Here is a 13,795-nt window from a genome sequence, read left to right as displayed (position 1 = left end):
ATATATTTCTGTTAAATTTATCCTATGGATAGAACAAGTTTAATTAAAGGTCATTTAGAAATGTGTGTATTATCTATTTTGTCGAAAAAGAAAAGTTATGGTTATGAGATTATGAAAGAACTTGAAATAAACAATTTAAAATTGAAAGGAGTAGGAAGTATTTACCCTATTTTAACTAAGTTGAAAAATCAAGAGTGGGTTAATACTTATCAAGAGGTAACAGACAGTGGTAAAGTGAGGATTTATTATGAAATTAATGAAAATGGGGAAATACGTCTTGAGAAGAAAATTAATGAGTGGTTAGAATTGCAATCGGACATTCAAACATTATTAAAAAGCGGTTTGAAAGGAGACCTTCTGAAATGAGGAATAGATTGATAGGTAAAGAAAAGCAATTTTTAAGAGACGTACTTAAGGAATTAAAGCAATACGATATTAGTTTAGAAGAAAGGGAAAATATTAAGCGACAAATATTAGAACATATTCAAGAGTGTCGTGAACATGGTGAAGACAGTATAGATGATTTAGGTACCCCTCAATTATTTATTACAGATTTTATAGAAATAAATGAAATTGATTTACAAGTTAAAATGAAACAACTTCAAAATGAAAAAGGAAAATTCAACACATTTATCTTACGTGGCATATTCATCGCATTTATTACTTACCTCATCTCGCAAACTACATTTTCAATATTTTTAACTGAATCATTTAATTCAACTAATAGCAAAAATACATTTAATTATAATATTTTATATCGCATATCAGAGAATCAATGGTGGAACGTTTTATTAATAATGATTAGTTTTATGCTCTCTGTAGTAGTGTTTATTAGCTTAGTAAGTTATAAAAAAAGAAAGCTATCTAAAGTATAATGAAGAAAACTATCTATAAACTATTTCAAATATGTATTCTTTGTAATGTAATAGTATTATGTATTATTCATCCAAAAGCATATGCTCAGCAAGAGATTAAAGCTACTTTAGATAAGTATATTGAAAAATTTATAAAGGAACAGAATATTCCAGGAGTTGCTGTTGCAATTGTACATAATAAAGATGTATTCTTCACTAAAACGTGGGGGATTACTGGGGAATCTGAAAAAAAAATAACTAGCAAAACACCATTTGCAATCGGCTCAATAAGTAAATCTTTAACAGCTTTAGCTATAGTGAAATTAATAGAAGACAAAAAGATAAAATTAGAGGATTCAGTTCAACAACATCTTCCTTGGTTTAAACTAAAAGATTCTCAAATATCCTCATCTATAACAATCCAACACCTACTAACTCATACAAGCGGAATAAACACATATGAAGGCTTATTAATATCAGATAAGCAATCCAAAAGTTCTACAGCATTAAAAGAAAATGTAATGAGACTTTCAAATGTAAAATTAACTGCTCTACCAGGAGAAAAATATCAATATAGTAATGCGAATTATATTGTTTTAGGTGCACTTATTGAGGAAGTTACAAATGATACATATTCCTCATATATGGAAAAACATGTTTTTCAGCTATTAAATATGAATGGTGCGGCAGCAAGTAAAGAAACTGCATATGAAAAAGGCTATTTAACAGGTTATCAGTCGTGGTTTGGCATACCAAGAAAAAGTGTAGTGTCCTATGATAATGCCGGGGCACCGTATGGTTATATTACCGCGAATTTGGAAGATATGATTCAATTTATTATGTTTTTGAATCGCCAAAAAGATACTCAATTTTTAAAGAAAGAAAACATCGCCCTTTATCTATCACCACTTTATAACATAAATTCAGAAAAAAGCTATGGTTTTGGATTAAGAACAACAAGTATAAATGAAAGCGAAACGATGATTTGGCATTCAGGATCAACGCCCGATGCTCGTACAGAAATATTTACTTTAAATAAAAGTGGCTGGGGTGGTGTGATTTTAACAAATAAAAATCATGTATTAGAAGAACCAGCACTTTCAGTATTAAAAAAGGGGATTATTAGTATTTTGAATGAAGAAGAACCGGTTGATCCCCATAAAAGCATACCATTTACACAAATTGTTATGTCTACAGTTATACTCGCGCTTTTCATTTCATCAATTATGTTAATTAAAAAATATAAACATAAGAAAACTGTAAAAAAACTAATTTGGTTATTCGTAGGGAATCTATTCCTACTATTATCTATTATTTTCATCCCACTTCTTACTTATTGTACAAGCTCACCATGGCGTACGATAAAAATATTTGCGGCAGATGTAGGGTTACTTACAAGTATTATAGTAATTTTATTAGCTGTGAACGGATTATTATCAATCTTTATAGGCATAAGACGCAAAAGGGTATAAGGGTAAATAATTAAAGAAATATAATTCAAGTGTTATAAACAGTTGACTCTCACACAATGTCATTGTTTAAGATAAAGTTAAGCTTCAAAGTAGATGTAACTTATAGGAGGAAATCATGTTTAAAATAGGGGATTTTTCAAAACTATCTTCCATTAGTATACGTATGTTGAGACACTACGATAAAGTGGAATTACTACAACCAGTAAAAGTCGATGAGCAAAGTGGATATCGATTTTATTCAGCAGACCAATTAAAAAAAGTAAATCAAATTCAAACATTAAAAGCTATGGGGTTTAATATTGCTACCATCAAAGAAATAATAGAATGCGATAATATAAATAGCATAAAAGGGCAATTTTTAAATCGTAGTGTTCAAATTAAAGAAGACATGAATAACCTCCAAAAACAATTACGTCTCCTCGAAGACTCAATGAAAACGATGAGAGAGGATGTTGTTGAGATAAATTATCATGTTTCAATAAAAGAAATTCCAGAAAGAACTGTAGCTAGTGTTAGAAAGATTATTCCATCGTATAATTGCGAAGGTGATTTATGGAGTATATTAATGCAAGAAATTCAAATGAAAAATATTAGTATTACCCAACCGAGTTATAGTATTGCGTTTTTCCATGATCGTGAATACAAAGATAATGATGTAGATGTAGAAATACAGCTAAGTATTCTAGGCAAGCACGAAAATACAAAAGACGTTACATTTAAAAATATGGGATCAATTAATGTAGCTTCTATAACAGTTAATGGAAGTTATGAACAGATGACGGCTGTAAATGAGGCTGCGGCAAAATGGATTGAGACAGAGGGTTACAAATTAGCAGGCCCGATGTTTAATATTTATCATGTGAGCCCAGCGATGGAATCGGATCCTAATAAGTGGGTTACAGAAGTTTGTTATCCAATAAACAAATAAGTAATAAAAAAAGGCATGTTTTATGCCTTTTTTATTTTATTGATATATCAAAATATATAATTTTTACTCTTTACAGTTTTCGTATCGGACTACATAAGGCAATAAAGACTTCAATTAATTTAGTAAAAGCAGCTAAAGCAAATATAAATACAGGATTGTAGGCTGAAATAATTCCACCTACTAATGCCCCCAATGGCATAGCTAATCGTGTAAGTACACGAGAAAAACCTAAAACACGTCCTTGCAAATTGGATGGAACAGTTTCCTGTCGAATTGATGTAACAATCGTATTCCATGTGATATTACATGTCATCGCGATACCGAAAGCAATTCCGGGAGCAAGCCAATATGTACTCCATAAAGCAAATGTTAATCCAAGCGCTCCCAAAAATAGGAGTAAAGGAATAAGTACACCACGTCGAAATTTCTTTTCTAAAGGAACGGCAATTAAGCTTCCTAAAAGCCCGCCTATTCCTATTAAAGTATAATTATAACCACTTTGTGCGGAGGTAAGATGTAATGTCGATAATAAATAATACATAAGTACACCTAAAACAGCACTTGCTCCAAAGTTACCTACCATAGCTTGAAGTGACAAAGCTATATTTAACCGATCATTCTTGAGCCATTTAAATCCATCAAACAAATCATTTAGTACATTTTGCAATGTATTTTTATCAGTATTCTTTTTGTTTAAGCTTTTCATAGAAGGTAATATAATCACAGCAATTAATGTTGCAATAAACGAAAGAACATTAATCCAAAGTACTTGAAAGCCGTCAATAAAAGATATGAAAAGACCAGCTATCATTGGACCAAACAAACTAGCCAATTGATTGACCATTTGATATAAAGAATTAGCCTTTGTTAATGATGCACCTGCGATGTGTGGAATGACTGTAACAGTTGTTACGTCAAAAAGCATGGACATAACTGCTAAGATAAAAGCAATTACGTATAAATGCCAGACTTCTAATAGATGTAATGCATGTAGAATTGGTACGAGACTTACTAAAATAATATTGGTAATATCCGCTATCCATAGCAATGTTTTTCGATCGTATCGATCAATTATTACACCAACTAAAGGACCAAATAAAACGATTGGTAATACGTTAATAGCAAATAAAGAACTCATAATTACAGCTGAACCGGTTAATTGATAGGCAATCCAAGGTAATGCAAAAGTATATAGTGAATCCCCAATTCGTGAAATGAGTAAACCAAAAATAAAAATCTTATATTCTTTAGAAAAAGTTGTCTTTATGGTAAGCCTTTGTTCTTGTATAAATTTCACACTGTTTGAACCACCTTTATTATAGAGGAATTTGAAAATAATCCGTCCAATATTTGTTATGTATAGAATTCTATTATTCTTTTGTGAATCCTACTTTTTAGATGTATTTTAAAATTTTAAGGAGGAAATAAAAATGAAGGCAGTTTTTTGGATTGAAGATCATTAAAAAAACATAATAAAATTATAATAAACTGTCTTATTCAAAGATTCTTAAGGAGGGATAATATTGATATATATAGATAAAAATGTACGAACATCTGGTGCATATGTAATATACGAGAACTTATTTGTTTTCCAAGTTGGGCCAACGAGTAAAGGAGATACATTAGGTGTAGTAAGGCTCGGCGGACATAAAGAAGATGAAGAAACAGCAGTAGAAACTGCAAAAAGAGAAGTGAGAGAAGAAGCTACTATCGATATTACTATTTTGAGTTCACCAAGCATATTATAAAGAGAATTGGAATGCGCAATCAAAGAAAATAAAGATAGCAAATGAGATCAATCCAATATTAATTATTAATAGTCCAGATGGAACGGAACGTTTTGGTGAATTAAAGCGATTAATACCAGAAATATCTCAAGGGACGTTAGCAAAGCAATTACGTGAATTAGAGCAAGATCAACTAATAAAACGCGAAATTTATCAAGAAATACCACCTAAAGTAGAATATAGATTAACTGAGCATGGAAAAACAGTCAGTACTGTTTTGGATAGTATGTGTAGTTGGGGAAGAGGACATTTAGAACATATAGATAAAGATAGACTATAAAATTGTTATGTAAACTTAATGTAGTACGAAGTGAAATGTTGTTTTAATAATTTTTAGTTTATAATATATAATTAAACAGTGTTGCAGGTTATTATACATATTTAATTTATTTTTACAAAGGGGAAGTTATAAGGTGAATGAATTAGAGTATAAAAGCTTTTATGATAAAGTAGGAAGATTAAATGGATGGGATTTTAGTAAAATAAAATGTGAAACTGTAGGAGATATATGGGACTTTTATGGAGAAGTGAAAGAAAGATGTAAACCATCAGACACTCTACTTGATGTTGGTACAGGTGGAGGAGAAAATGTACTTAATATAGCATCTTCGGCTAAAGTGTTAATTGGAATTGATAATTCAAAGGGCATGATTGAAACGGCACATTCTAACTTGAAAAAATCAGGTGTACAAAATGTTGAGTTTCTTCAAATGGGTTCTGAAGCTTTAACATTTCCACATGCACATTTTGATATTGCTTCAAGTTGTCATGCCCCGTTTCTGGCATCTGAGTTAGCAAAAGTAATGAAAAAGGGTGCCTTTTTCTTAACACAACAAGTAAGTGAGAATGATAAATTAAACCTGAAAGAAGCATTTGGCAGAGGACAATGCTTAGGTGAACGAGATGGCACTTTAAAAGAAAAGTATATGAATGAACTTATAAGTGCAGGATTTGATCTCGTGCAAGTACGTGAATATGATGTTACTGATTATTACAGTAGGCCTGAAGATCTCATTTTCTTATTAAAACATACGCCTATTATTCCTAGATTTGGAGAAGAGGGAGAGGATTTTACTATTTTACAAAAGTTCATTGACACGAATAGTTCTGAAAAAGGGATTCGTACGAATTCAAAAAGATTTATGATTATCGCTGTTAAATTATAATATATTTTAGTGTAAAAGCTGCTTTTCATTTAAAGAAAAGCAGCTTTTTGTGTGGAAAAGAATGCAGGAAATACTTGAAAATAATAGAAATAAATAAAGTATAAATTGAAAAATCAAAATATGAAGGATAAATGTTTTGAAACGTTACTATATTAGCAATGAAAAAATAAATGTACATATTACTGAATGGGGGAATAATGACAAACCCGTTATCTTTTGTTTACATGGATTAGGTAGTACGAGTTTAAGTTTTATAGAAATTGCTGAGGAATTAAAAGAAGAGTATAGATTTATCTCCGTTGATGCACCTGGACATGGTAAAACATCGCCCTTTGAAAGAACAGAAGATTATGAGATGCACAATTTAGCAAATTGGTTAAATGAAATAATAAATGAACTGAGAATTGCACATTTCTATTTTCTATCACATTCATGGGGTAGTTTTGTAGCGTTATTTTATTTGTTAAATCATCCAGAAAAAGTACAAGGAAGTATTCTTATTGATGGTGGATATCAAACGAAAAGGCTTCAAGAAGAAACGTTGGAAGAAGAAATTGCTTATTATGAAAAGGACTTTGATGAATACGTTTTTAATAATTGGGACGAATTTTTCAAAAGTGAAAAAGAAGCTTATACTAGATGGTCTCCATTATTAGAACTTGCAGTAAAAGATCTTGGGATTGAACTGGATAATAAAGTATGTTGGCATGCGCGAGGAACAACGGCTGGCAATATAATAAGAGGTATGCATAAAGATGAAACGATAGATATATATGAGAAGCTGCCGGCTAATATTGTATTACTTCGAGCTACAGTTCCACAAGTTTGGGCGGATTATAGAGATAAGACGGTAAATGTTTTTAAAGAGAAAACTGACAGTATAGTAAAAGTAATCCCTGATACTACCCACATGTTGCACTGGGATAAACCAGAAGTTGTTGTAGCAGAAATAAAAAGTAATTGGAACTAACGTATTCATACTAAAGTTGTAGTTTCTACATGGAAAATCAATCCTTCTGTTTGATTTTATCTATTTCTAATTGTAATACAATACGAGTAAATAGTATGAAATAGGGGGATGTAAAATGATTACACATATTTCAGATATAAAACTACAAACGGTTTCAATAGAAGGAGTAAAACAAGTTTATAAGGATATATTATCTTTTCCAATAAAAAAAGAAACTGCATCATGTATTCAATTTGAAGTAACACCATACACAACAATTAGTTTTCAAGAAGTATATGAACCGATTGCACCTGCGCATTTCGCTTTTGAAATTCCATATTCAAAATTTCATGAAACAGCAAAGTGGCTTGGAAAATCTGGATTACTCATTATGAAATGGAAAGATGGAAATACAATCGGTGAGGAGAACGGTCTATTCAATTTATACTTTAAAGACGGTGATGGAAATCTTCTTGAAATTATCGCACATAGTTATGTTAAAGAAGATGTATTAGTTTCGCAGTCACCTTTAAACATTTTATATGTTAGGGAAATCGGTCTTCCCGTTAAAAGTGTACCTGTATTTACGGAGTGGTTAAAATCAAATCTTCATATGAAAACGATGGAAGATGGGGATATTTTTAATTTTGTTATAGGTGGCACTGCATACATTGTTGCAACTTGGTGGCAGCGACCTTGGATTCCAATTGCGATGAAAGCATTACCACCGAAAGTACACGTCTCTTTCGGAACACCGGATCCCGCATTTTTACAGCGGATCCAAAATACATTTCAGAAAAATAGTATTCCATTTGAGTGTAAATGCAATGAAGTATCGTTTATTCAACAAGGATATTCATTTACTATCTTGCATACACCGGAGTTTCATTCTGATGTTCCTAAACAGTTAAACTTACCACTTTCTATTTAAGAATAGGAAGTGGTAAGTTTTTTGTAGATTCGTTAAGTAGGTTTTCGTTATGATTACAGTGAATATAAAGTAAAGGATAAAGTGTTATTTGAATTTATTTAAAGGAGGGGAGCGAAGTGAATCTAGGTAATCCAATTGCAAAAGGGAATACAGCGGAAATTTATCTATATGATAATAAGATTGTGAAATTATTTAAAGACTATCTCCCAAATACAGAGGCTATAAACGAAGCAAAAAAACAAAAATATGCTTATTCATGTGGGCTACCAGTTCCGAACGTATTTGAAGTGACAAAAATACAAGATAGACAGGCAATTATTATGGAATATGTAAAAGGGGACTGTATTGGTGATCTCCTGCTTAATAACCTAAATGAAGCAGAGCATTACATTGGCCTATGTGTTAATGAACAAAAAAAGATTCATGCTATATGTGTGAATCCAGATGAAACGGAGCCAATGAGAGAAAGGTTAGAGCGTCAAATTAAATCTGTACATAGATTGGATGAAAATAAAAAGGAAAATATATTACAAAAATTAGATTCAATTGTATTTGATTCTAGGCTATGTCATGGAGATTTTCATCCATTCAATCTGATTTTGAGTAATGGTAACGTGAAAATTATAGACTGGGTTGATGCAAGTTCAGGTGATGCTCGTGCAGATGTATTTCGTACATACTTATTGTACGCTCAGGCATCAGTAGAATTAGCTGAAATGTATTTACATATTTATTGCAAAAATACCAGCTTATCAAGAGATGAGATTTTTCAATGGGCTCCTATTATTATTGTAGCTAGATTGTCAGAGAAAGTATCTCCGCAAAACGCAGTATATTTAAATGGATTATTAGATCAGTATGTATAATTGGAAAATAAATATAATCTAGTGAACAAGTAAGTATCCTTATAATAACAGGAGAGTTTAAAATGAATATTTCTAGAAAAATAGAGGTTGAGCAGTTACGAAATGCAAAGAGTGAGCTGTTTGATAAAGATGTACTTCACATATTAAACGGTCAAATGATGTATGAAGAGTTTAAAAATGAAAAGCTAATGGGTGAATCTGATTATGCACCATTTAACGAAGCAATGTGTGTAAATCTCGTTACTACACAAGTTTTTGATGAAGAGTTTATTAAAACAAGAGCAATGGGGCATAATAGTGCAGTTGAGGATTATATACAAAAGGTTATAGCTCCATTAAATAATCTTTTTAAGAATAAATATGAATGTATTGTTTTATGGTTTGGTGAGGATATGTTTTGCCAAATGAATCTACTTACAATACTTGCATACCTTGAACAGTCAGGTTATGAGGGGAGAGTGGTTTTAAATAGCTTTAAAGAGGATGAATTCAAATTCAATCAAATTGAAATAAAGTTAGGAAACTACCACTCTGTATATACAGAAGTATTGGTGAATCATAGGAAACAATCAGTAGAGTTACTTCCAGTAATGTATCAGGCTGTAGACTTATATTTAGAAATGTTAAAAGATGATAATGATGTAATAAAATTTATCTCCAAAAATAAAGATTTATCAGCGCAAGAATTATTAATAAAGTTGTTTCATCTTTTTCCAACAATCGGATATGGAGATTTTCAGTACATAGAATTAATCAATAAAATAAAAAAGAAAGCTGCACCTAAAATATAGGTACAGCTTTTTTCTTATATTTGTTCCAATAATTCTAATTCTTTTTCTACAAATGACATGAGTTCTTTAATGGTTTCACCTGAAAAATCAAAACGAATGCCGGCTGTCTCATATACTTCTTTTATTGATTTTGAGCTTCCTAGCGATAGTGCCTTTTTATAATTTTCTAGAGCTTGGTCCGGATTGTCTTTATATTGTTTATACATTTGCAACGCACCAAGTTGAGCAATTGCATACTCAATATAATAAAATGGCACTTCAAAAATATGGAGTACAGGTAACCAACTCGTTGCTATCCAGTTTTCGTAGCCATCAATATGTATGACGTTAGACTCATAAGTTTTTTGAAGTTGTAAGTATTTTTCATTTCTTTCTTCAGAAGTATGACTCGGATTTTCATAAATCCAGTGTTGAAATTGATCTACGATAAGCATAACAGGTAAATATGAAATAACATCTTTAAAGAAGTTAATTTTCGCTTGTTTTAAATCTTTTTTGTCTGTGTAGAAAGTTTCCCAGTAGTCAATTGAGAATAATTCCATTGTCATACTAGCTAGTTCAGCTGTTTCAGCGGGAATTTCTATATATTGTCGTAAATCTAATGGTTTGATGAGTTCGTTATGAATGCTATGACCCATTTCATGTATGAAAGTGATAATATCATCTTGCGTATAGTTTAAGTTCATAAAAATAAAGGATAATTGAGAAGCTGGTAAGTACTCACAAAATCCACCAGATGCTTTTCCTTTGCGGCTTATTAAATCAAGGCAATCATGTTCATGCATTCGTTTTAAAAGTGCTGAAAATTCAACATCTAGTTTATTGAAGATGTGAGTGCTTTTTTCAATTAAATCATTTTCATTTGCAATAGGTGTAAGTACTTTTTCATCTGGGGCTACAGCTATTACATCCCATGGACGAAGTGTATCCACTTGCAGTTTTTCTGTTTTCTCTTGTAATATTTTATCTTTAAGTGGTATAACGTACTTACGTATTGATTCGGCTAGTTCATAGCAATCTTCGGCTGTATAGTCAAAGCGCTCGTACTTCTTAAACATATAATGACGATAACTCTCTACTTGAATATTTTTCGCCTTTTGATGGCGAATTTCAATTAATTGATTTAAGAGAGTTTGGAGTTCTTTTTCGACAGACAAGAATTGTTCAGAAATAATTATTTTTGCTTTTTTACGGATTTCACGATTTGGATTTTGTAAATATGATTGTAATTCTGTAATTGTTTTTTCTTCGCCATTCCAAATGCCACTTAATCCTCCTGTAATTTCAAAGTACTCTGTTACTAATTTGTCTTCTTTAATTTCTAAATCGATGTTTTCCTCACAGAATAGTGTTTGAGCATTTTTTATTTTAGTATCTAATAAACTATATAATTTAGCATCTAATTCCATTCGAAAAGGTGACTGTAAGTATGTATTATTAAATAAGTTTTGATAACGTTTTAAAAGAGGTCTTACAAACTGTTGATCATGTTCAAATGTATCTTTTATTTCTTTATTATCTGTATTACATTGAAAAGCAATATAGTGTGATCTTAATTGTTCTTCGATTTCCCAAATTAATTTAGATTGCTCTTTTAACCAATTTTCAAAGTCGTGCTTTGAAGAGATCTCTTCATGTAATAAAGTCGAAAGAGCTTTTTCTAATTCAAGTACATTACTAATATCAATCGTATTTAAGCGCTGCATTATATATCCCTCACTTTTCATTTATTCATGGAGATATTCTATTTATTAATTGTAAATCCTTTGTGAAGTGAAAGAATTGTGAAATAATGTTAAAATTCATAATTTTAGAAGGGGTTTATAAGTCATAGTACTAAGTTGTATGTAATTGCATAAGAAATCTAAATGAAGACTCAAAAAGTATGTTAATTAAGCTGTAACGATACAAAACTAATGAAGAAGGTGTGAGATGTATAAGTATTTACATGTTTTGAATGACCTAGAAAATATGATTCAAAATGGAGAGATAAAAGAAGGGAAGAAACTACCGTCTATTCGGACACTTGTTTCACAATATGAATGTAATAAGGCAACAGTTATACGTGCGCTTCATGAATTAGAAAAGCGTCATATTATTTATTCTGTGCCGCAAAGTGGATATTACGTTGTTAAAAAATCAGGAAATACCATAGAAAATAACGAGATAATTGATTTCGCTTCGTCAGCACCAGATCCAGATGTTTTTCCATATTTAGATTTTCAGCATTGTATTAATAAGGCTATTGATACTTATAAAAATGACTTGTTCGTATACGGAACGCCGAAAGGGTTACCATCTTTAATTCCAGTTATTCAAAAGCAATTGGCTAACTATCAAGTTTTCACAAAAGAAGAAAATATTTTTATAACGTCAGGTGTGCAGCAAGCGCTTGCTATATTAACTTCTATACCATTTCCGAATGGAAATGAAACTGTATTAATTGAACAGCCAACATATCATCTATATATTGATTATCTAGAAATAAATAAAATTCCTGTAATCGGTATTAGACGTACGAATGAAGGTATCGATTTGAATGAATTGGAACAAATATTTCAAACTGGAAAAATAAAATTCTTTTATACGATACCGAGATATCATCATCCGCTTGGAACTTCTTATTCTAAAGATGAGAAAGAAAAAATCGTACTATTGGCTAAAAAGTATAATGTATTTATAGTGGAAGATGATTATTTAGCAGACTTAGAAACAGATTCAAAAGCAGATCCGCTATATAGTATAGATGATTGTAACCATGTAATATATTTGAAAAGTTACTCCAAGATTATTTTTCCCGGTTTACGAGTCGGTGTAGCAGTTATTCCACCGGTGATCGCAAACGATTTCTATAAATATAAAAAGATATTAGATATTGATAGTCCAATGATATCTCAAGCAGCTTTAGAAATTTATATAAAAAGTGGCATGTTTGAACGTCATAAAAATAAAATTAAAACTTCTTACTATAATAGATCAAAAAAATTAGCAGAAGCATTAGAAAAAGTGCAAAATGAAAACCCACATTTATTTATATATAAAAAGCAAAGCACATTGGGAATACATACTTGTTTAGAATTACAGAAACATATAGCTACGGAAACTCTTATTGGAAATTTAAGTGAAAATCAAATAAATATTGATCCTATTGATAAAAATTTTGTAAAGGATTTCCCTAAAGAAAAACTATTAAAGTTAAACGTATCAAATGTAAAAGAGGATAAAATTGAAGAAGGTATTTACAAAGTAATAGAAGAAATCAAAGTATCAAGACATCTAGATTTTCAATTTAAAAAAGAACAACCTAAATAAGGAGGCGGATTGTGAGACGCAAAATAATTATTTTGTTTATATGTATCGCTATAGTAATTGGAGCGATAGTTATTATTAAATATTATAATGAAGATAATCAATGCATAGCGGTTGCTAAGTACTCACGAGGTATTATCGTAGATCAAAATAACGAACCTATATTTAATGTGAAAATATACGAAGATTCTATTGGAAGTAAAGAACGTAGTATTTCAAATGAACAAGGTGAATTTGAAATACCACATGGTGTTTGTGGCGAAATAGTATTGCAATTTGTTACTCCAGATGGAAAAACTTATACGAGAAAATATGATAGTAAACATATACCAAAATTGATAAAACTAAATTATAAAAAATAAGTAGAATTATATGAAAGCATTATAAGGGAAATGTGTTAAATTAAAAGAGCACTCCATAGCTGAGTGCTCTTTTAATTTGTGTCATAAGTATAGTAACTGGAAATAAACTACCAATAAATGATATTCTTAAAATAAAGCTTTTATTTTGAAGAGGAGGGTGATGGAGTTTATGGCGGTACGTATAGTCGATAATTTACAGCAATTATCTTTATTACTTATGTTTTTAAGTACATTCATATTTTACAAATACTTAAAGAAAGTTAAACGAAAGAGAAAATTGACTCGTTTTGAATGGACAATGTATTTTGTCACTCAATTTGCGACATTGATTTGGGCAATGACTTATTTTATTAAACACTTAGCTGAATCGTAAATTCTAT

At 30.7% G+C, this 13,795-nt stretch carries 13 protein-coding genes and 3 pseudogenes; 14 read left to right on the top strand and 2 right to left on the bottom strand.

The features are described from left to right. Positions 1 to 24: 24 nt before the first annotated feature. From DN410_RS03320 to DN410_RS03305, 4 genes are all read left to right on the top strand, one after another. Positions 25 to 366: a PadR family transcriptional regulator gene (locus DN410_RS03320; protein ID WP_149175334.1), complete on the top strand. Its 342-nt coding sequence runs from the start codon at positions 25 to 27 to the stop codon at positions 364 to 366. After that, positions 363 to 875, top strand: a complete 513-nt coding sequence (locus tag DN410_RS03315; RefSeq protein ID WP_149175333.1) for a hypothetical protein — start codon at positions 363 to 365, stop codon at positions 873 to 875. The genes DN410_RS03320 and DN410_RS03315 overlap by 4 nt, the downstream gene beginning before the upstream one ends. Continuing rightward, positions 875 to 2,326 (top strand): serine hydrolase domain-containing protein, encoded by a 1,452-nt coding sequence (locus tag DN410_RS03310; protein WP_149175332.1) that lies wholly within the window; start codon positions 875 to 877, stop codon positions 2,324 to 2,326. Before DN410_RS03315 ends, DN410_RS03310 begins: the two co-directional genes overlap by 1 nt. Positions 2,327 to 2,441: 115 nt before the next feature. Then, on the top strand, positions 2,442 to 3,254 hold the full coding sequence (locus tag DN410_RS03305; protein ID WP_149175331.1) for a MerR family transcriptional regulator: 813 nt from the start codon (positions 2,442 to 2,444) through the stop codon (positions 3,252 to 3,254). Between the two features lie 70 nt (positions 3,255 to 3,324). On the opposite strand, the gene DN410_RS03300 is transcribed toward DN410_RS03305, so the two are convergent. Continuing rightward, positions 3,325 to 4,551 (bottom strand): MFS transporter, encoded by a 1,227-nt coding sequence (locus DN410_RS03300; protein ID WP_149175330.1) that lies wholly within the window; start codon positions 4,549 to 4,551, stop codon positions 3,325 to 3,327. A gap of 226 nt (positions 4,552 to 4,777) precedes the next feature. On the opposite strand from DN410_RS03300, the pseudogene DN410_RS03295 reads away from it, so the two are divergent. The 7 genes and pseudogenes from DN410_RS03295 to DN410_RS03265 form a co-directional block, all read left to right on the top strand. After that, positions 4,778 to 5,084: pseudogene (locus DN410_RS03295) on the top strand (NUDIX hydrolase); the annotation flags it as partial. Further along, positions 5,058 to 5,321, top strand: a pseudogene (locus tag DN410_RS03290) (winged helix-turn-helix transcriptional regulator); the annotation flags it as partial. The pseudogenes DN410_RS03295 and DN410_RS03290, both read left to right, overlap by 27 nt. A 133-nt stretch (positions 5,322 to 5,454) precedes the next feature. Continuing rightward, entirely contained in the window at positions 5,455 to 6,207 is a 753-nt protein-coding gene (locus tag DN410_RS03285; RefSeq protein ID WP_149175328.1) for a class I SAM-dependent methyltransferase, read from the top strand. Between the two features lie 136 nt (positions 6,208 to 6,343). Continuing rightward, positions 6,344 to 7,177: an alpha/beta fold hydrolase gene (locus tag DN410_RS03280; protein ID WP_149175327.1), complete on the top strand. Its 834-nt coding sequence runs from the start codon at positions 6,344 to 6,346 to the stop codon at positions 7,175 to 7,177. 115 nt (positions 7,178 to 7,292) lie between these two features. After that, entirely contained in the window at positions 7,293 to 8,087 is a 795-nt protein-coding gene (locus DN410_RS03275) for a VOC family protein (protein ID WP_149175326.1), read from the top strand. A 116-nt stretch (positions 8,088 to 8,203) separates the two neighbouring features. Further along, positions 8,204 to 8,953, top strand: a complete 750-nt coding sequence (locus DN410_RS03270; RefSeq protein ID WP_149175325.1) for an aminoglycoside phosphotransferase family protein — start codon at positions 8,204 to 8,206, stop codon at positions 8,951 to 8,953. Between the two features lie 53 nt (positions 8,954 to 9,006). Next, positions 9,007 to 9,744, top strand: a pseudogene (locus DN410_RS03265) (AraC family transcriptional regulator); the annotation flags it as partial. 14 nt (positions 9,745 to 9,758) lie between these two features. On the opposite strand, the gene DN410_RS03260 reads toward DN410_RS03265, so the two are convergent. After that, positions 9,759 to 11,450 carry a M3 family oligoendopeptidase gene (locus DN410_RS03260; RefSeq protein ID WP_149175323.1) on the bottom strand — a complete coding sequence of 564 codons (1,692 nt, stop codon included), beginning with the start codon at positions 11,448 to 11,450 and terminating at the stop codon, positions 9,759 to 9,761. A gap of 226 nt (positions 11,451 to 11,676) precedes the next feature. On the opposite strand from DN410_RS03260, the gene DN410_RS03255 reads away from it, so the two are divergent. The 3 genes from DN410_RS03255 (at position 11,677) to DN410_RS03245 (ending at position 13,788) form a co-directional block, all read left to right on the top strand. Then, positions 11,677 to 13,056: an aminotransferase-like domain-containing protein gene (locus tag DN410_RS03255; RefSeq protein ID WP_149175322.1), complete on the top strand. Its 1,380-nt coding sequence runs from the start codon at positions 11,677 to 11,679 to the stop codon at positions 13,054 to 13,056. A gap of 11 nt (positions 13,057 to 13,067) precedes the next feature. Next, the gene (locus DN410_RS03250) at positions 13,068 to 13,415 is read left to right on the top strand and encodes a peptidase associated/transthyretin-like domain-containing protein (RefSeq protein ID WP_149175321.1); all 348 of its coding nucleotides are present in this window, start codon (positions 13,068 to 13,070) and stop codon (positions 13,413 to 13,415) included. Positions 13,416 to 13,584: 169 nt separating this feature from the next. Continuing rightward, a complete protein-coding gene (locus tag DN410_RS03245) occupies positions 13,585 to 13,788 on the top strand; it encodes a hypothetical protein (protein WP_149175320.1) in 204 nt (67 codons plus the stop codon). Positions 13,789 to 13,795 lie beyond the last annotated feature (7 nt).

The organism is Bacillus sp. SH5-2 (assembly GCF_008368905.1).
Classification (GTDB): Bacteria; Bacillota; Bacilli; order Bacillales; family Bacillaceae_G; genus Bacillus_A; species Bacillus_A luti.
This window is presented reverse-complemented; position numbering and strand designations above follow the sequence as displayed.